The 16,797-nt window shown below is 72.3% G+C and carries 17 protein-coding genes; 10 read left to right on the forward strand and 7 right to left on the reverse strand.

Annotated elements, in window-relative coordinates:
• Positions 1-1,544, forward strand: a 1,544-nt coding sequence (locus E1293_RS32240) for a 3'-5' exonuclease (protein ID WP_132201327.1), incomplete at its 5' end; no start/stop codon positions are given.
• Between the two features lie 5 nt (positions 1,545-1,549).
• On the opposite strand, the gene E1293_RS32245 is transcribed toward E1293_RS32240, so the two are convergent.
• Both E1293_RS32245 and E1293_RS32250 read right to left on the reverse strand, forming a co-directional pair.
• Positions 1,550-2,977: a serine/threonine-protein kinase gene (locus E1293_RS32245; RefSeq protein WP_165978489.1), complete on the reverse strand. Its 1,428-nt coding sequence runs from the start codon at positions 2,975-2,977 to the stop codon at positions 1,550-1,552.
• A gap of 67 nt (positions 2,978-3,044) precedes the next feature.
• Positions 3,045-3,788, reverse strand: coding sequence for a helix-turn-helix transcriptional regulator (locus E1293_RS32250; protein WP_132201331.1), 744 nt, complete (start codon positions 3,786-3,788; stop codon positions 3,045-3,047).
• A gap of 55 nt (positions 3,789-3,843) precedes the next feature.
• On the opposite strand from E1293_RS32250, the gene E1293_RS32255 reads away from it, so the two are divergent.
• A complete protein-coding gene (locus E1293_RS32255) occupies positions 3,844-5,019 on the forward strand; it encodes an MFS transporter (RefSeq protein ID WP_243716861.1) in 1,176 nt (391 codons plus the stop codon).
• Between the two features lies 1 nt (position 5,020).
• On the opposite strand, the gene E1293_RS32260 is transcribed toward E1293_RS32255, so the two are convergent.
• On the reverse strand, positions 5,021-5,515 hold the full coding sequence (locus E1293_RS32260; RefSeq protein ID WP_132201335.1) for a MaoC family dehydratase: 495 nt from the start codon (positions 5,513-5,515) through the stop codon (positions 5,021-5,023).
• Between the two features lie 16 nt (positions 5,516-5,531).
• Positions 5,532-6,116 (reverse strand): TetR/AcrR family transcriptional regulator, encoded by a 585-nt coding sequence (locus E1293_RS32265; RefSeq protein ID WP_132201337.1) that lies wholly within the window; start codon positions 6,114-6,116, stop codon positions 5,532-5,534.
• A 49-nt stretch (positions 6,117-6,165) separates the two neighbouring features.
• On the opposite strand from E1293_RS32265, the gene E1293_RS32270 reads away from it, so the two are divergent.
• The gene (locus tag E1293_RS32270) at positions 6,166-6,708 is read left to right on the forward strand and encodes a GNAT family N-acetyltransferase (protein ID WP_132201339.1); all 543 of its coding nucleotides are present in this window, start codon (positions 6,166-6,168) and stop codon (positions 6,706-6,708) included.
• Between the two features lie 83 nt (positions 6,709-6,791).
• On the forward strand, positions 6,792-7,538 hold the full coding sequence (locus tag E1293_RS32275; RefSeq protein WP_424923703.1) for a TSUP family transporter: 747 nt from the start codon (positions 6,792-6,794) through the stop codon (positions 7,536-7,538).
• Here E1293_RS32275 and E1293_RS32280 read toward each other — a convergent pair.
• Complete coding sequence (locus tag E1293_RS32280; RefSeq protein ID WP_243716868.1) at positions 7,535-9,064, reverse strand: glycoside hydrolase family 15 protein; 1,530 nt, start codon at positions 9,062-9,064, stop codon at positions 7,535-7,537. The genes E1293_RS32275 and E1293_RS32280 overlap by 4 nt on opposite strands.
• A 309-nt stretch (positions 9,065-9,373) precedes the next feature.
• On the opposite strand from E1293_RS32280, the gene sucC reads away from it, so the two are divergent.
• The 3 genes from sucC to E1293_RS32295 all read left to right on the forward strand — a co-directional run bounded on the left by sucC (position 9,374) and on the right by E1293_RS32295 (position 13,400).
• Positions 9,374-10,555: an ADP-forming succinate--CoA ligase subunit beta gene (sucC, locus tag E1293_RS32285; RefSeq protein ID WP_132201343.1), complete on the forward strand. Its 1,182-nt coding sequence runs from the start codon at positions 9,374-9,376 to the stop codon at positions 10,553-10,555.
• A 2-nt stretch (positions 10,556-10,557) separates the two neighbouring features.
• The gene (gene sucD / locus E1293_RS32290) at positions 10,558-11,445 is read left to right on the forward strand and encodes a succinate--CoA ligase subunit alpha (protein WP_132201345.1); all 888 of its coding nucleotides are present in this window, start codon (positions 10,558-10,560) and stop codon (positions 11,443-11,445) included.
• Positions 11,446-11,591: 146 nt separating this feature from the next.
• Positions 11,592-13,400, forward strand: a complete 1,809-nt coding sequence (locus E1293_RS32295) for a cell division protein PerM (RefSeq protein ID WP_243716870.1) — start codon at positions 11,592-11,594, stop codon at positions 13,398-13,400.
• On the opposite strand, the gene E1293_RS32300 is transcribed toward E1293_RS32295, so the two are convergent.
• Entirely contained in the window at positions 13,397-13,867 is a 471-nt protein-coding gene (locus E1293_RS32300) for a hypothetical protein (RefSeq protein ID WP_132201347.1), read from the reverse strand. The genes E1293_RS32295 and E1293_RS32300 overlap by 4 nt on opposite strands.
• Positions 13,868-13,971: 104 nt before the next feature.
• Here E1293_RS32300 and purN point away from each other — a divergent pair, with 104 nt between their 5' ends.
• The 3 genes from purN (at position 13,972) to E1293_RS47845 (ending at position 16,669) form a co-directional block, all read left to right on the forward strand.
• Entirely contained in the window at positions 13,972-14,646 is a 675-nt protein-coding gene (gene purN, locus E1293_RS32305) for a phosphoribosylglycinamide formyltransferase (RefSeq protein WP_132201349.1), read from the forward strand.
• Complete coding sequence (gene purH / locus E1293_RS32310) at positions 14,627-16,192, forward strand: bifunctional phosphoribosylaminoimidazolecarboxamide formyltransferase/IMP cyclohydrolase (protein WP_207939215.1); 1,566 nt, start codon at positions 14,627-14,629, stop codon at positions 16,190-16,192. The genes purN and purH overlap by 20 nt, the downstream gene beginning before the upstream one ends.
• A gap of 300 nt (positions 16,193-16,492) precedes the next feature.
• Positions 16,493-16,669: a hypothetical protein gene (locus tag E1293_RS47845; protein WP_165978490.1), complete on the forward strand. Its 177-nt coding sequence runs from the start codon at positions 16,493-16,495 to the stop codon at positions 16,667-16,669.
• 10 nt (positions 16,670-16,679) lie between these two features.
• Here the strand turns inward: E1293_RS47845 and E1293_RS32315 are convergent.
• Positions 16,680-16,797: integrase core domain-containing protein (locus E1293_RS32315; RefSeq protein WP_165978491.1), on the reverse strand; the 118-nt coding region annotated here is incomplete at its 5' end.

Genomic DNA, 16,797 nt, shown 5'->3' on the forward strand with positions numbered 1-16,797 from the left:
CCCCCCAGAATGACGGGGGGCAGGAGGTGGGGGCGGCAGAGCTGTGCGTCGTGGGCGACGCCGACCAGTCGATCTACGCGTTCCGCGGCGCGACCATCCGGAACATCCTGGAGTTCGAGCGCGACTACCCCGACGCGACGACCATCCTGCTGGAGCAGAACTACCGGTCCACGCAGACGATCCTGTCCGCCGCCAACGCCGTCATCGAGCGCAACGCCGACCGCAAGCCGAAGAAGCTGTGGTCCGACCAGGGCGAAGGCCACAAGATCATCGGCTATGTGGCCGACAACGAGCACGACGAGGCCGCGTTCGTCGCCCGCGAGGTCGACCGGCTCACCGACGAGGGCGACGCCCGTCCCGGCGACGTCGCCATCTTCTACCGCACCAACGCGCAGTCCCGTGTCTTCGAGGAAGTGTTCATCCGGGTCGGGCTGCCGTACAAGGTCGTCGGCGGTGTCCGGTTCTACGAGCGCAAGGAGATCCGCGACGCGCTCGCCTACCTGCGCTGCCTCGCCAACCCCGAAGACACCGTCTCCTTGCGGCGCATCCTGAACGTCCCCAAGCGCGGCATCGGCGACCGCGCCGAGGCGTGCGTCGAGGCGTACGCGTCCCGGGAGCGCATCTCGTTCTGGCAGGCCCTCCGGGTGCCCGAGGACGTGCCGGGCATGGCGACCCGCTCGATCAACGCCGTCCGCGACTTCGTCGCCCTGCTGGACGAGCTGCGCACCGCGAGCGAGACGCTCACCCCCGCCGACCTGGTCGCCGAGATCCTCAAGGCCAGCGGCTACCTCGCCGAACTCCAGGCGTCCAAAGACCCGCAGGACGAGACCCGCGTCGAGAACCTCCAGGAACTCGAAGCCGTCGCCCGCGAATTCGAGGAGCGACTCGACGGCGAATCCGCCGAGGGCCGCCTCCCCGAGTTCCTGGAGCAGGTCGCCCTGGTCGCCGACGCCGACTCCATTCCGGGCGGCGCGAAGGGCAATCCCGTCCCGCCGGGCGAACAGCCCGAGGAGACCGAGCACGGCGTCGTCACGCTGATGACCCTGCACACCGCGAAGGGCCTCGAATTCCCCGTCGTCTTCCTCACCGGAATGGAGGACGGCGTCTTCCCGCACCTGCGCGCCATGAGCAACCCGAAGGAACTCGAAGAGGAGCGCCGGCTCGCCTACGTCGGCATTACGCGCGCCCGGCAGCGCCTCTACGTGTCACGGGCCGCGATGCGCAGTTCGTGGGGCGCACCGCAGGTCAACCCGCCGTCCCGCTTCCTCGGCGAGGTCCCGAAGAGCCTCGTCGAATGGGAGCGCGAGGCGTCGTCCACGTCCGGTTCGGCGATGGCGCAGATGGCGGCCCGGCCGGGGACCCGCTCCCCGGGGAACCGTCCCGTCCCGTCCCTCGCCCCGGGCGACAAGGTCACCCACGACGCCTTCGGGCTGGGCACCGTCGTCTCCGTCTACGACCGGGGCGAAAAGGCCAGCGTCGACTTCGGCGGCGAATACGGCGTCCGCACCCTGGTCCTCCGCTTCGCCACCATCGAGAAACTCTGACCCCGCTACGGATCTGAGATGCAGGTCTTTCCGTTTGCGTGGACGTGCGGCTGACCGGAGTACTTCCAGCGGCAGACGGTCGTTGCGTCGGCTATCGTCCCGTTGTCTCCATCGGGGTCCTTCGAGCAGACGACCTGGTCGTCGAGGACCACGTGGTAGGGATAGCCGTGGGCCTTGCAGTAATTCCCCTGATCCTGCCGGCTGAGGGTGCCGAGAGTTCTCGGCTTTGCGGGGGAGGGCTTCTTGGTGGCCGGCGGTCCAGGGCTGGTCCGGTTCTGGGGGTCGTCGGATTGCTGGGGAGTTCCCGGCTTACTTGATGTCGTCCGTCCGTGGTTGGACGCAGCGCCGGACGCGGATTTTGACGGCGTTGTTCGCGGTGCGCTTGGCGTGGGGCTTTCTAAAGCGCCGGAGGGGCCGTTCGCCGAAGGATGTGAGGCGTCGCCTTCTCCCCCTCCGGGGGCGAGCCAATAGGCGAGGGCGCTGATCGCCAGGACCGTTATCGCGGCGGCGGCGATCTGGAGGCGGCGGCGTCTGGGGCCGGAGGCCGGGGGATCGGTGTGGGTGGTGGCCGGCGCGGGTGCGGACGTGTCCGGGGGTGCGGGAGCGGCGGTGGCCTGCGGGGTGCGCACGGGACGCAGGAGGTCGCTCACCTCGGCTGCGGTGGGGCGTTGGGCAGGGTCTTTGTCCAAGCAGGAGCGGACGATGCCGGCGAGGTCGCCTTCGAGGCCGTCCAGGTCGGGTTCGCTGTGCAGGACCGCCAGGGCGACGGCGGATGCGGAGGTGCCGCCGAAGGCCCTCCTGCCGGTGGCGGCGAAGACCATGGCGGCCGCCCAGGCGAACATGTCCGCCTCGGGGCCGGCGGGCTGGCCGTCGATGTGCTCGGGGGCCATGTAGCCGGGGGTGCCCACGACCTGGCTGCTGGTGAGCGACTGGCTGAGGTCCAGGGCGCGGGAGATGCCGAAATCGATCACCACGGGCCCGTCGGGGCCGAGCAGGACGTTGCCCGGTTTGAAGTCGCGGTGCACGACTCCGCCTTCGTGGATGGCCGCCAGCGCCGTCACGGTGTTGATCGCCAGCCGGTCGAGCGCCGCCTCGCCGCGTGGTCCGTCGTCCCTGACCGAGGTCTGCAGGGACGGCCCGTCGACGAACTCGCTGACGATGTAGGGCTGGGCGTGGACCACGCCGCTGTCGAGTACCTGGGCGGTGCAGAACGGGGCGACCCGCCTGGCGATCTCGACCTCGGCCAGGAAGCGGGCGCGGGCCACGTCGTGGGTGATCAGGTGCGGGTGCAGCAGTTTGATGGCGGTGCGCCGCTCCCGCTCGTCGCGGCCCAGGTAGACGGTGCCCTGGCCACCGGCCCCCAGCCGGCCTTCCAGCGGGTAGCGGCCGATGCTCTCGGGGTCGGTGGGCAAGAGCGGCGACTGCTCTGGCACGCGTCCTCCATTCGCTCCGATCAGCATGATCCTAGGAGTCATCGCCAGATCACGGAGCGCTTTGAGGCTACTCCGGGCGGTGGCTGCCCGGGGTGTGGCCGAAGGCCCGGCGGAAGACGTCGATGAACGCGCTGGCGGACGACCAGCCGCAGAGGTGGGCCGCGGTCGTCACCGGGATGTCCTCGGCCAGGAGGACGACGGCGTGGCAGAGGCGCAACTGGGTGCGCCACTGCGGGAACGTCATGCCGAGGTCGGCCTTGAAGAGGCGGGACAGCGTGCGGTCGCTGGCGCCGACCTCTCTGCCCAGGGCGCTCAAGGTGCGGTTGTCGGCGGGGTCGGCGTGCAGGATGTCGCAGAGCGCCTTGAGATGGGGGACGGTCGGCGCGGGCAGATGCAGAGGCTGCTGCGGCGAAGCGGCCAGCTGGTCGAGCAGGACTGCCCGGAGCCGTGTGCGCGCGGGGCCTTCGCTCGTCTCAGGGTCGGTGTAGGCGAGGATCAGCTCACGCAGCAGCGGCCGGACGGTGAGGACGGCCGGCGCGTCCAACCTGAGCGGATTGTCAGCCGCCGGAAGGCCGACCAGGTGCAGTTCGAGTTCGCCGTGGGCCTGGTGGGCGTGGACGGCGCCCGCCGGTATCCAGATGGCGCGGTTGGCGGGCGCCACCCACGAACCCGCGCCCGTGGTGACGGCCACGACGCCCCGTCCCGCGTAGGCGATCTGGTGGTCGTCGTGGCGGTGGGCGTCGATGGCTGCGCCGGGGCCCAGCCAGCGGGTGCGGGTCGGGGCGGTCGACTGATGGCGGATTTTCTGCATTGATTGGCAGATTATCGGAAGTCCGACAGGGTGAGCGAGCGCGAACATGAAGAGCGTGTCAACGAGAAAGCGGGTCGCCCTCCTGTCGGCCGGACATGCCTGCGTGGACGTCTACCAAGGGTCGGTGACGGCGCTCGTCCCGTTCTTCGTCGCCGAGCGCCACTACACCTACGCGGCCGCCTCGGGCATCGTGCTCGCGGCGTCGCTGCTGTCCTCGGTGGCGCAGCCGATGTTCGGCGCGCTCACGGACCGGTGGGCGCTGCCCTGGCTGCTGCCCGTGAGCACGCTTCTGGCCGGCGTGGGCATCGCCTTGAGCGGTCTCAGCGGCGACTACGGGCTCACGCTGGTGTTCGTCGCGATCGCCGGGCTGGGGGTCGCCGCGTACCACCCCGAGTCCGCCCGCGTCGCGCGCAAGGCCAGCAAGGGGAGCCACACCGCGATGAGCTGGTTCTCGGTCGGCGGCAACATCGGGTTCGCGTCGGCGCCGCTCCTGGTCGCCGCCGTGGTCGGCGTCGGCGGGCTGCGGCTGACGCCGTTCCTCCTGGTGCCGGCCCTCGCGGGGAGCGCGCTGTGCCTCCCGGTCCTGCGGACGCTCGCGAAGACGTCGCCCGGTGCTTCGAGCGCCGTGGCGAAGACGGAGGCGGCGGACGACAAGGTCTCCTTCGCGAAGATGACGGTGGCCGTCCTCTGCCGGTCCGTGGTGTTCGTCGGGCTGAGCACGTTCATCTCGTTCTACGTGCGGCAGCGCACCGGATGGGGCATGGCGGCGGGCACCGCCGCCCTGTTCGTGTTCTACCTCGGCGGTGCCGTGGGCACGGTGCTCGGCGGCTCCCTCGCCGCCCGCTGGGACCGCGTCACCGCCGTCCGCTGGTCGTACCTGATGACCGTCGGCGCCGTCGCGGGCGTCGTGTTCGTGCCGGGACCGGCCGTCTTCCTGTTCGTGGCGCTGACGTCCGCGGGCGTCTACATCCCGTTCTCGCTGCAGGTCACCCTCGGCCAGGACTACCTGCCCACCCGCGTCGGCACCGCCAGCGGCGTCACGCTCGGCCTGACCGTGAGCGTCGGCGGCCTCGCGAGCCCGGTTCTGGGCGCCATCGCGGACGCGACGTCCCTCCAGACGGCGCTGACACCGCTGATCGCGATGCCCGCGTTCGCCTGGCTGATGTTCCGCAACCTCCCCGAACCCGCACTCCCCAAGCCCGTGGCGCCGCTCCAGGCGGTGGACGGCTGAGTCACACCCCGCGTCGGCCGAGAAGGTTCATCGGGAGGGTGTGCAGGACGACCTCGTCGTTCTGGTTGAGGAGTTCGGCCCGGGTCCGGACGATGCCGCGGTCCGGCTTGGAGCGGGACGCGCGAGCCTCCAGGACGGTCACGCGCAGCCGCAGGGAGTCGCCCGGACGGACGGGCGCGGGCCAGCGCAGCTCGTCCACGCCGGGCGAGGCGAGGCTTGCGACGCGCGACAGGAAGTGGTCGGCGAACAGCCGCATCATGATCGACCCGGTGTGCCAGCCGCTCGCGATGATCCCCTTGAACGGCCCGGCCACCGCGAACCCGGCGTCCACATGGATGGGCTGCGGGTCGAACCGGCGGGCGAACTCCAGGATCTCGGCCTCGGACACGCTGACATGCCCGTACTCGTAGGTCGCCCCGGCCGTGTAGTCCTCGAAGTACCGGTCGTCGATGGGGGAGGCGAAGTCGTCCCCGAGGGCACGCGTACTGATCGTCATGCCATCAGCATCTCGCTTACAGCGTGAGGGTGGCCAGGTAGGCGTCTAGTAGGGCGGTCTGGTGGGCGGGTGGGTAGGCGCCGGGGTCCAGTAGGGCGTGGACGACGAGGCCGTGGGTGAAGGCGGCGGCGGACGCGACGACGGCGTCCACGTCGGACGAGGCGGGCAGTTCGCCTTGGGAGACGGCGGTGGCGACGTGGGGGCGGAGCCGGGCGCGCCAGTTCTGGTAGCGGAGCCGCTGGCGTTCGCCGAGGTCGGGGTCGCTGAGGGCGACGTCCCAGGAGCCGACCCAGATGCGGTTCATGTCCGCCGCGGCCGGGGTCAGGGGGAGGACGTCCAGGAGGGCGGCGCGCAGGGACGGCAGGCCGGGCGGGGCCTCGCGCAGCGGGCGGTTCGCGGTGCGTTCGTCGGCGAGGCCGAGGGCGTGCGCGACGAGGGCCTTCTTGTTCGGGAAGTAGTGCGTGAGCAGGCCGGTCGAGGCGCCCATCTCGGCCGCGACCGCGCGCAGTGTCAAGCCGCCGAAGCCGCGGGCGGCGAGGACGCGCCAGACGGCTTCGGACACGTCCCGGCGGCGGGCGTCGTGGTCACCTCGGGCAGGCATTCCCGTAGAGTACATAACAAACGTTCGGTACGTACCCTCGGGAGACTTCATGTTCGCTCGCACGATCGGCGACGGCGCTGAACTGCGTCCGTTCGAGCCCTGGCAGGCGGCGGAGTTCGCCGCGCACGCGCAGCGGGTCCGCGCGGACATCGAGCAGTACATCCCCTGGGCGCGGACCGTGGTGGACGAGAAGTCGGCCCGCGAGCTGCTGCAGTCCTACGCCGACAGGCAGGCGAAGGACAGGGGCCGCATGTACGGCATCTGGGTGGACGGCGTCCTCCAGGGCGGGACGGTCTTCCGCACGTTCGACGCTCAGCAGGGCGTCTGCGAGGCGGGCGTCTGGCTCGCGCCCGAGGCGCGGGGGCGCGGCCTGGTCACCGCGGCCGTCCGCGTCATGATCGATTGGGCGATCGGGGTGCGCGGGATGCACCGGGTCGAGTGGCTCTGCGACCCGCGCAACACCGCCAGCGCGGCCGTGGCGAAGCGGCTCGGCATGACCTGCGAGGGCGTCCTGCGGCAGGGGTTCGTGCTGGGCGGCGAGCGCCGCGACGTGCAGGTCTGGGCCGTCCTGGACGAGGAGTGGACCGGCTGAGCCGGCGGCCCGGGGTAAGGTAATCGATGATCTAACTTTTACCCTTACCCCCCTGGAGTCCCGTGCACGCCGAGCAGATCCTCATGCTGCTGGCCGCGGCCGTCGCGGCGGGCTGGGTCGACGCCGTGGTCGGCGGCGGCGGGCTGATCCAGCTGCCCGTGCTGCTGCTGGTCAACCCGGGGCAGCCGGTGGCGACCGCGCTCGCCACCAACAAGCTCGGCTCCATCGCGGGCACCACCTCGGCCGCCATCGCCTACGCGCGCAAGGCCAAGCCGGACGTCCGCGTCGCCGTCCCGGCGAGCGTCCTCGCGCTGTGCTGCGCCGCCGGCGGGGCGCTGTGCGCGTCGGCGATCTCCTCGGACGTCCTGAAGCCGGTCATCATGGTCGTGCTGCTGACGGTGGCCGCGATCGTGGTGCTCAAGCCCGATCTCGGCCGGGTCCCGCGGCTCGTGCTGCGGACCCGCCGCCGCCTCGCCGCCGCCGTCCTCGTCCCGGGCGTCGCGATCGCCTTCTACGACGGGCTCGTCGGACCCGGCACCGGGACGTTCCTGGTCGTCGCGTTCACCACGCTGCTCGGCATGGACTTCGTCGACGCCTCCGCCACCTCGAAGATCATCAACGCGGGCACCAACCTCGGCGCGCTGGTCGTGTTCGCGGCGCAGGGGCACGTGCTGTGGGCGGTCGGGCTGGCGATGGCCGTCTGCAACGCGACCGGCGCGCAGCTCGGCGCCCGCATGGCGATCCGGCACGGTGCGGGATTCGTCCGGGTGATCCTGCTCTGCGTCGTCGGCGCGCTGGTGCTGAAACTCGCCTACGAGCAGTTCGCCTAGGGGACGGGCAGGGGCCGCTCAAGCGCGGACAGGCCGAGCAGGACCAGCGACGCCGTCCAGCCGAGCGGGGCCGGGCCCGCGGGCTTGCCGGTCGCGCCCACCTTCTCCGGCAGGACGCCCAGGGACGTGCGGTGCGCGGAGAGCCAGCCGAGCCGTTCCAGCGCGTCCTGCGTCCGGCCCGACGCGGCCGCGGTCAGCCCGAACAGCGCGGTCTCCGGCGTCCACGCGACGTTCGGGGTGCCGGACCAGCGCTCGCCCGGCAGGACGCCGCCGTTCGGCAGCGCCTGCCTGCGTTCGGCGTTGCCGATCGCGGCGGTCACGTTCGGGTCGGGGTGCGCGAACGGCGGCGCGATGAACGTCACCGACGTGTCCATCAGGCCGCCGGACACGGGCGACCGCGGATAGCCGTAGGGGGCGAACTGCCTGGCCAGCGCGTCCGACACCCGCTGCGCCGCGCTGCGCCACTCGTAGGCCTTGGCGGCCTCGCCGTGCATGCCCGCGAGGTCGGCCGCCGCGCGCAGCCCCGCCAGCACGGGCCCGACCACGCCGAGCGTCGGGCGCCGCGGGTCCTGCTCGCGCCGGTGGTCGCGTTCCCAGTAGTCGGACGAGGCGGGCGGCAGCCCCTCGGCGTCCAGCGACCGGGCCAGGTGGTCGGCGGCGCGCTGCACCATCGGCCACAGCGCGGGCAGCTCGTTCGGGTCCCCGCCCTGGACGCGGTAGAACCACGCCGCCCACAGCACCCAGCCGAGCGAGTCGAGCTGCGGCGCCCGGCCGTCCGCGACCGCCGTCCCGTCGGCGTTGTACCGGGCGGCCCACATGCCGTCGTCGTGCTGGGCGCGGGCGAGGAACCGCAGGATCCGGCGCGCCTCGGACGGGTGGCCGGTCACGGTGAACGCGGCGGCGGCGAACGCGGAGTCGCGCGGCCAGCTGTAGCGCCACTTGGAGTACCAGGAGGCGAGCGACGCGCCGTTCGGGCGGGTGAGGAGCCGCAGGTCGAGCAGGGCGCGGGCGGCCATCTCGCGGTGGCCGCCGGCCGCCCCGCCGGCCGGGACACGGCCCTGCGCCAGCCACGCGGCGTCGGACCGGACGGCCCGGGCCACCCGCGGATCGGACGCGTCCACGGTGATGGGCGTGTCGCCGCCGGACGGGACGAGCCGGACCCGCCCGTCCGCGAGCTTGACCACCGAGCTGTCCGGCAGGTAGGACGCCCCCTCGGCCTGCTCGGGGGACATGGGGACGCCCGCGAACGGCCAGCCGCCGCCGCCGACGAGGCCGGGGCTCGCCCAGCCCGGGGAGGGCGGTTCGGGGACGGTGGCGCCCCCCGTCGCGATCAGCGCGGCGACGATCAGCATCGCGGCGGTCCGCCGGACCTTCCGGACGCCCGACCTCCGGCGCGCCCGCCGCTGCGGGGAGCGCCGGCGGGACGGGGGCTCGCCGGGTGAGCGCGGCGCGGGCAGGACGGGCGCGGCGGGAGAGGCTCCGGGGGGGACGGGTACGGCGACCGACGTGTCCCGTTCCTCCGCCATCGCCATCCGTTCGCCCCCTCTACACCATCCGGCCGACCGGCCGAAATAAGTACATCAAACTACGTCAATAGGTTCATCCTCCTCACGAGCCACTCGTGCCCTCCCCTGAGGATGAGCACACCTCGGGGCCGCCCGCACCGCCCGCCGAAGGGAACTCCGGGTGACAAATGGACCCGGCGGCCTCACCACGAAGACGGGTTGACTAGGCTGCTTCGACGGAGCGGACCGCAGAGTGCCGGCCGCACGGACACCCGTGTAACCCCCACTCGTGTGGTCACATTCGGCTGTCGATCCGTAAAAGGACGCCTCGTGGACCTGTTCGAACATCAGGCGAAGGAACTCTTCGCCGAGTACGGGGTACCGGTGCCCACCGGCAAGGTCGCCCATACTCCCCAGGAAGCACGCGCCATCGCGGAGGAGCTGTTCTCCGCGGGCAGTAAGAAGGTCGTGGTCAAGGCCCAGGTGAAGACCGGGGGCCGGGGCAAGGCCGGCGGCGTGAAGCTGGCCGACACGGCCGATGAGGCGGAGACGCTCGCCGGCCAGATCCTCGGCATGGACATCAAGGGCCACACGGTCCACAAGGTCCTGGTCGAGGAGGGCAGCGCGATCGCGCAGGAGTACTACTTCTCCTTCCTGCTCGACCGCGCCAACCGCACCTTCCTCTCCATCTGCTCCGTCGAGGGCGGCGTGGAGATCGAGGACGTGCCGCACGACCGGCTGGGGCTGGTGCCGGTCTCCCCGCTGGACGGCGTGGACCGGGCCAGGGCCCGCCAGATCGCCGAGGAGGGCCGGCTCCCGCAGGAGGCGCTGGACGGCGCCGCCGAGCTCATCGAGCGGCTGTGGGCCGTGTTCATCGACGAGGACGCCTCCCTCGTCGAGGTGAACCCGATGATCCTCACCGCCGACGGCCAGGTGAAGGCCCTCGACGGCAAGGTGTCCCTCGACGACAACGCGGCCTTCCGCCAGGACGACCACGCCAAGCTCGAGGACAAGGCCTCCGCCGACCCGCTGGAGGCCGCGGCCAAGGCCAAGGACCTCAACTACGTCAAGCTCGACGGCAGCGTCGGCATCATCGGCAACGGCGCGGGCCTGGTCATGTCGACCCTCGACGTCGTCGCCTACGCGGGCGAGAAGTTCGACGGCCAGAAGCCGGCGAACTTCCTCGACATCGGCGGCGGCGCGTCCGCCGAGGTGATGGCGAACGGGCTGGAGATCGTCCTGTCCGACGCCGACGTGAAGTCGGTCTTCGTGAACGTCTTCGGCGGCATCACCGCGTGCGACGCCGTCGCCAACGGCATCGTCTCGGCCTACAAGCTGCTGGCCGACCGCGGCGAGGCCGTCGACCGCCCCCTCGTCGTCCGCCTGGACGGCAACAACGCCGAGCTCGGGCGCACGATCCTCAACGACGCGGCGCTGCCCGGCGTCCAGCAGGTCGACACCATGGACGACGCGGCCAGGCGCGCCGCCGAACTCGCAGCGGCAGGTGCATGACAATGGCCATCTGGCTCACCGAGAACAGCAAGATCATCGTCCAGGGCATCACGGGCTCCGAGGGCACCAAGCACGGCCGCCGGATGCTCGCGTCCGGCGCCCAGGTCGTCGGCGGCGTGAACGCCCGCAAGGCCGGCCAGACCGTCGAGTTCGACGGCACCAGCCTGCCGGTTTTCGGGACTGTCGCGGAGGCGATGGCCGAGACCGGCGCGGACGTCTCCGTCGTGTTCGTCCCGCCGAAGTTCACCAAGGACGCCGTCGTCGAGGCGATCGACGCCGAGATCCCGCTCTGCGTCGTCATCACCGAGGGCATCCCGGTGCACGACACCGCCTACTTCTGGGCCTACGCCGAGAAGAACGGGAACAAGACGCGGATCATCGGGCCGAACTGCCCCGGCATCGCGTCCCCCGGCAAGTCCAACGCGGGCATCATCCCGGCCGACATCACCACCCCCGGCCGCATCGGCCTCGTGTCCAAGTCGGGCACGCTGACCTACCAGATGATGTACGAGCTGCGCGACGTCGGCTTCTCCACCTGCGTCGGCATCGGCGGCGACCCCGTCATCGGGACGACCCACATCGACGCCCTCCAGGCGTTCCAGGACGACCCGGACACCGACGCCATCGTCATGATCGGTGAGATCGGGGGCGACGCCGAGGAGCGCGCCGCCGCCTACATCGAGGAGCACGTGACCAAGCCGGTCGTCGGCTATGTCGCCGGGTTCACCGCCCCCGAGGGCAAGACCATGGGCCACGCGGGCGCGATCGTGTCCGGCTCCGCCGGCACCGCGCAGGCGAAGAAGGAGGCCCTGGAGAAGGTCGGCGTCCGGGTCGGCAAGACCCCGAGCGAGACCGCCGTCCTGATGCGGGAGATCATGAAGAACCGCTGATCCCTCCCGGGACACCGAAAAGACGCCCGAGCCGCCCCTTTCCCGGCGGCCCGGGCGTCTTTCGTCTCCGCCCGGACCGCGGGTACAAGACGACACGCCGGGCGGGCGGAGCGTGCGGGGGCGCGGGGGGTGCCAGCATGGACCGGGTGAGCGACAAGACCCCCGGGCAGCGTGCGAAGCGGGAGCCGTCGAAGGCCGGGCCGGGCGGAGCACGACCGGCCAAGGCCGAGCCGCGCAAGAGCGCGGCCGGCCGGGCTCCCCGGCCCGCCGCGCAGGGCCGGCCAGCCGTGCCCGCGCAGGCCAGGCCGCTGTACGTGACGGGGCTCGTCGCGGCGCTGTGGTGCGTCGGGATCGGGCTCGCCGTGCTCACCACGATCACGCTCATCGGCTGGATCGCGGCGCCGAAGACCGCGCTCGGCCACGGCATGGCCGGGGTGTTCCGGACGGCCGTGAACTTCTGGCTCGTCTCCCACCACGCGGGCTTCTCCTACGGGCAGGGCCGGTTCGGGCTGCTTCCGCTGGGTGTCCTCGTCCTGCCCGGGGTGCTGCTGTACCGGGGCGGCGGGTGGATGATCCGGGTCGCCGGGCTGCCGCACCGGCAGCGGATCGCCGTCGTGCACGTGGCGGTCGCGCTGGCCGCGCCGTACGCGGGGCTGGCCGGGCTGCTCGCGCTCGCGGCGTCGTCGCGGGAGGTCCGGCCCTCGGCGTGGCAGGCGCTCGTCGGGTCCTTCCTCGTCGCCGCCATCGCGGGCGGGCTCGGCGCCGCGCGGGCCGTCGTGGCGGCGGAGGCGCGCGGACGGCGGGTCCGGTCCGGGCTGGGCGCGCTGCTGCGGCTGCTGCCCGACCGGCCGCGCTCCCTCGTGATCGGCGTGGCCGGGTCGCTGAGCGTGCTGCTCGCCTCGGGCGCACTGCTGGTGGCCGGGTCCCTCGCCATGCACATGGCTGACGCCGGCGACCTCTACGACATGCTCGCCCCCGGCGTCGTCGGCGGCGTCCTGCTGCTGCTGGTCCAGCTCGCCTACCTCCCGAACGCGGCGATCTGGGGGATGGCGTACGCGGTCGGTCCGGGCTTCTCGGTCGGCGCCGGGACGAGCGTCTCGCCGACCGGGGTGTTCCTGGACGCCGTGCCCGCGTTCCCGCCGCTCGCCGCCCTTCCGCAGCCGGGCCCGGCACCGGCGATCTCGCTGCTCGCGCTGGCCGCGCCGTTCGTCGCGGGCGCGGTGGGGGGCGTCCTCACGATCCGGTCGCTGCCGAGCCCGGTGTCGGAGGGCGCGCCGCTGTGGGGGTTCGTGTCCGGCGCCCTGACCGGCGCGGTCGCGGCGCTGCTGAGCGCGCTGGCGGGCGGTCCGCTGGGCGACGGGCGGATGGCGACCGTGGGGCCGTCCGCGTGGCAGGTCGGCCTCCTGGCCGCGCTGGAGGTGGGCATCTCGGCGGCGATCGCGGCGTGGGTGGCGAATTGGATGGTGCTGCGCCGCCCGGCCCGCGCCCCGTCCAAGAAGACGAAGGGGCGGGCGGCCAAGCAGGCGGAGCCCAAGAGCCAGCCCAAGAAGCGGGTGCGCGCGGAGCCGGTCATGCCGCTGTCGGCGCCCGTCCCGGGCGACTACGACGCCCGTCCGGAGAAGGCGCCCGAACCGGCGCCCAAGGCCCCGCACGCGCACGATCCGCTGCAGTTCGAGGAGGCCGAGCCCGTCCTCGCCCCCCGGCGGCCGCGCAAGCGGAAGGACCTCGTGCCCGAGCTGGCCGAGGAGCGGCCCGCGCCGGAGCGGCGGCCCGAGCCGCCCCCGCCCGGCGACGGCACGGTCGTCGTCGAAGGGCACCTGGTGGACGACCCCGTCGAGCCGGAGCCCGCGGAGAAGGCCGCGCCCGTCCCGCCGCCCCGGGAGGACCCGAACCGCACCGAGAACCGCGGCGGCGCGATCTACGTCCTGCGCGAGGAGCCCGGCCAGGAGGACTAGAGCAGGTCGCCGTACTTGTCCATGCTGCCGGCGGGCAGGTCCAGCTTCTTCTCGATCCTCGGGTAGTACTTCTCCCGGCACGCCTGCTTGTCGGTGGTGGTGTTGGACGCGCTGACGCAGCTCTGGTAGCCGCTCAGCTCCGTCCACAGGAACGCCGTGAGCGAGACCGACAGCAGCGAGAACGCCAGCCCGATGGCACCCAGCACGATGCCGGGGACGGCGCCGGGGGCGGCGTCCTTGGCGCGGCGGGCGCTCCGGCGGGCCCTGATGCCGACGACGAGCGCGGCGATGCCGAGCACCAGGCCGAGCGGGTAGAAGAAGAACGCGGTCAGCAGCGCGATGCCGCCGAGCCACAGGGCCCGCCAGCCGGTGCGCCGCCCCTGCGGCTTTCCGGCGGGCGGCTGCCCCTCCGGCCGCCCGTCCGGGCGGTCTTCGGGCTGGACCTCGCGGCCCGGCTGCTCGCTCACCTTCGATTCCTCCTGGCCCGTGTGGTTGGGAACGTGCGGATGAGAACGTCGCCGAACGCGCCCGATAGTCTTCGTGGTGTCCCAGCAACGTCCACCGGGGAGTCATGGTGTCCGCCCGGCTCGTCGTCCTCGTCTCCGGCGCGGGGACCAACCTACAAGCGCTGCTCGACGCGTGCGCGGATCCAGCCTACGGGGCGAAAGTCGTGGCCGTGGGGGCGGACCGCCCCGATATCGGCGGAACCGAGCGCGCCGAACGGTCGGGTGTGCCCGCTTTCACCCTGTGCATCCCGGATTTCCCGTCCCGGGACGACTGGGACGCGGCGCTCGCCGAGGCCGTCGCGGAGCACGAGCCCGACCTCGTGGTGTCCGCCGGCTTCATGAAGATCCTCGGGCCCCGGTTCCTGGCGAGGTTCGGCGGCCGGACGGTCAACACCCATCCGGCGCTCCTGCCGTCGTTCCAGGGCGCCCACGCCGTGCGGCAGGCCCTGGCATACGGCGTCAAGGTCACGGGCTGTACGGTTCACTTCGTCGACGAAGGCGTGGACACCGGACCCGTCATCGCCCAGGAGACCGTCCCCGTGGGCTGGCATGACGACGAAGACTCCCTGCATGAGCGCATCAAGCAGGTGGAGCGCCGGCTCCTGGTCGACGTCGTCGGACGCCTCGCCCGCGACGGCTGGACCGAGCACGGCAGGCGGGTCTCGATGAAGTGCAGGACCTGTGGTGAATCTTCCGACGACCATGAGGGGAGCTCGGCCGGTGAGTCGGGTGGCGATTAGGCGCGCACTGATCAGCGTGTACGACAAGACCGGGCTGGAGGAGCTGGCCCGGGGCCTGCACGAGGCGGGCGTGGAGCTCGTCTCGACCGGGTCGACGGCGGGCCGGATCTCCGCCGCCGGCGTCCCGGTGATGAAGGTGGAGAAGCTCACCGGGTTCCCCGAGTGCCTGGACGGCCGCGTCAAGACCCTGCACCCGAGGGTGCACGCGGGCCTGCTCGCCGACCGCCGCAAGGACGACCACCTCCAGCAGCTGGACGACCTCGGCGTCGAGCCGTTCGACCTGGTGGTCGCGAACCTGTACCCGTTCGCCGACACGGTGAACTCGGGCGCGCAGCCGGACGAGTGCGTCGAGCAGATCGACATCGGCGGCCCCACGATGGTGCGCGCCGCCGCGAAGAACCACGCGAGCGTCTCCGTCGTCGTCGACCCGTCCGCCTACGCGGCGGTCCTCGCCGCCGTGCGGGCCGGCGGTTTCACCCTGGACGAGCGCCGCCGCCTCGCCGCCCAGGCGTTCTCGCACACCGCGTCCTACGACGTGGCCGTGGCCTCCTGGTTCGCGAGCGGCTACGCCCCCGACGAGACCGCCGCCGAGACGCGGTGGCCCGACTTCCTCGGCGCCACCTGGGAGCGCTCGAACACCCTGCGGTACGGCGAGAACCCGCACCAGCGCGCCGCCCTGTACCGCTCGCCGGGCGAGACCGGGCTGGCCGGGGCCGAGCAGCTGTACGGCAAGGAGATGTCGTACAACAACTACGTCGACACCGACGCCGCCCGCCGCGCCGCCTACGACTTCACCGACCCGTGCGTCGCGATCATCAAGCACGCCAACCCGTGCGGCATCGCGGTCGGCGCCGACATCGCCGGCGCGCACCGCAAGGCGCATGCCTGCGACCCCGTCTCGGCGTACGGCGGTGTCATCGCGGCGAACCGCCCCGTCATCGCGGACATGGCCCGGCAGGTCACCGAGAGCTTCGCCGAGGTGGTCGTCGCCCCGTCCTTCGACGACGAGGCCGTGACCGTCCTCAAGGAACGCTTCAAGAACATCCGGCTGCTCGTCTGCCCGGACGCCCCGGCGGGCGCGACCGAGTACCGGCGCATCGACGGCGGCGTCCTGCTGCAGGACGTCGACCGCGTGGACGCGTCCGGCGACGACCCGTCCGGCTGGGAGCTGAAGACGGGCGCCGCCGCCGACGAGGCCACCCTCCGCGACCTGGCGTTCGCGTGGCGGGCCATCCGGTCGGTCAAGTCCAACGCGATCCTGCTGGCCGCGGACGGCGCCACCGTCGGCGTCGGCATGGGCCAGGTCAACCGGGTCGACTCCGCCAAGCTCGCCGTCGCGCGGGCCGGCACGGAGCGGGCCGCGTCCGCCGTGGGCGCGTCCGACGCGTTCTTCCCGTTCCCGGACGGCCTGGAGGTGCTGACCGAGGCGGGCGTGAAGGCGATCGTCGAGCCCGGCGGCTCCGTCAACGACGACAAGGTCATCGCGGCGGCGCAGAAGGCCGGCATCACCCTGTATTTCACGGGCGTCCGGCACTTTTTTCATTGAGTCCTTCTCCTCCTTCGGGCCTGGCGGCCCTCCATCGTCGAAGAACTCGGTGCGATCGCTGGCATCGCATCCGGCTCGCCTAGCGGCTCGCTGCGCGATCAGGTTTCTCACACGCTCGAAACCTGCCTTCGGACGCGATCGCGGCGGTTGGGGCTGTTGCGTGGTTGCGGTGTTGGCTGATGCCGGTGACCAGGGGCTGCCTCCCGGGATGTTTACGTTTCGCGGGAGGTAGCCTCGGGCTGCCGCGCCTCCTGACTTCCCCTGTCCCCCCGGCGCGGGCGTTTGTGCATTGGAGGCGCGATGGATGTGGTGATGTCGTTCATGCTGGGCGTCGTGTACCCGGCCGACTCGCTGCTGATGGAGTCGCGGCAGGTGATCGGGCTGGTCGCCGCGTTCCTGGCGGCGATGCTGGCCGCGCAGCTCGGCTGGCACGGCACCGACCGCGTCCTCGCCTGGCGCCAGCGCTCCGAGGACTAGCTGTACTCGGTCATGATCTTGGTGTCAGTCGGGTGATGGGTGGCTTGCCGCCCAGGGCCGAGTGGGGGCGTTGGGTGTTGTAGTGCTGCAGCCAGGGGGCGAGTGCTTGGGTGCGCTGGTGGTTGCTG

This window comes from Actinomadura darangshiensis, assembly GCF_004349235.1.
GTDB lineage: Bacteria > Actinomycetota > Actinomycetes > Streptosporangiales > Streptosporangiaceae > Spirillospora > Spirillospora darangshiensis.

What these genes read in the sequence shown, in the direction of transcription:
- E1293_RS32250 (WP_132201331.1), bottom strand. Translation starts at nt 3,788, where the DNA reads ATGCAGAAAATCCGCCATCAGTCGACCGCCCCGACCCGCACCCGCTGG.
- E1293_RS32260 (WP_132201335.1), bottom strand. Translation starts at nt 5,515, where the DNA reads ATGACGATCAGTACGCGTGCCCTCGGGGACGACTTCGCCTCCCCCATC.
- E1293_RS32265 (WP_132201337.1), bottom strand. Translation starts at nt 6,116, where the DNA reads ATGCCTGCCCGAGGTGACCACGACGCCCGCCGCCGGGACGTGTCCGAA.
- E1293_RS32270 (WP_132201339.1), top strand. Translation starts at nt 6,166, where the DNA reads ATGTTCGCTCGCACGATCGGCGACGGCGCTGAACTGCGTCCGTTCGAG.
- E1293_RS32275 (WP_424923703.1), top strand. Translation starts at nt 6,792, where the DNA reads ATGCTGCTGGCCGCGGCCGTCGCGGCGGGCTGGGTCGACGCCGTGGTC.
- E1293_RS32280 (WP_243716868.1), bottom strand. Translation starts at nt 9,064, where the DNA reads ATGGCGGAGGAACGGGACACGTCGGTCGCCGTACCCGTCCCCCCCGGA.
- sucD (WP_132201345.1), top strand. Translation starts at nt 10,558, where the DNA reads ATGGCCATCTGGCTCACCGAGAACAGCAAGATCATCGTCCAGGGCATC.
- purN (WP_132201349.1), top strand. Translation starts at nt 13,972, where the DNA reads ATGGTGTCCGCCCGGCTCGTCGTCCTCGTCTCCGGCGCGGGGACCAAC.
- E1293_RS47845 (WP_165978490.1), top strand. Translation starts at nt 16,493, where the DNA reads ATGGATGTGGTGATGTCGTTCATGCTGGGCGTCGTGTACCCGGCCGAC.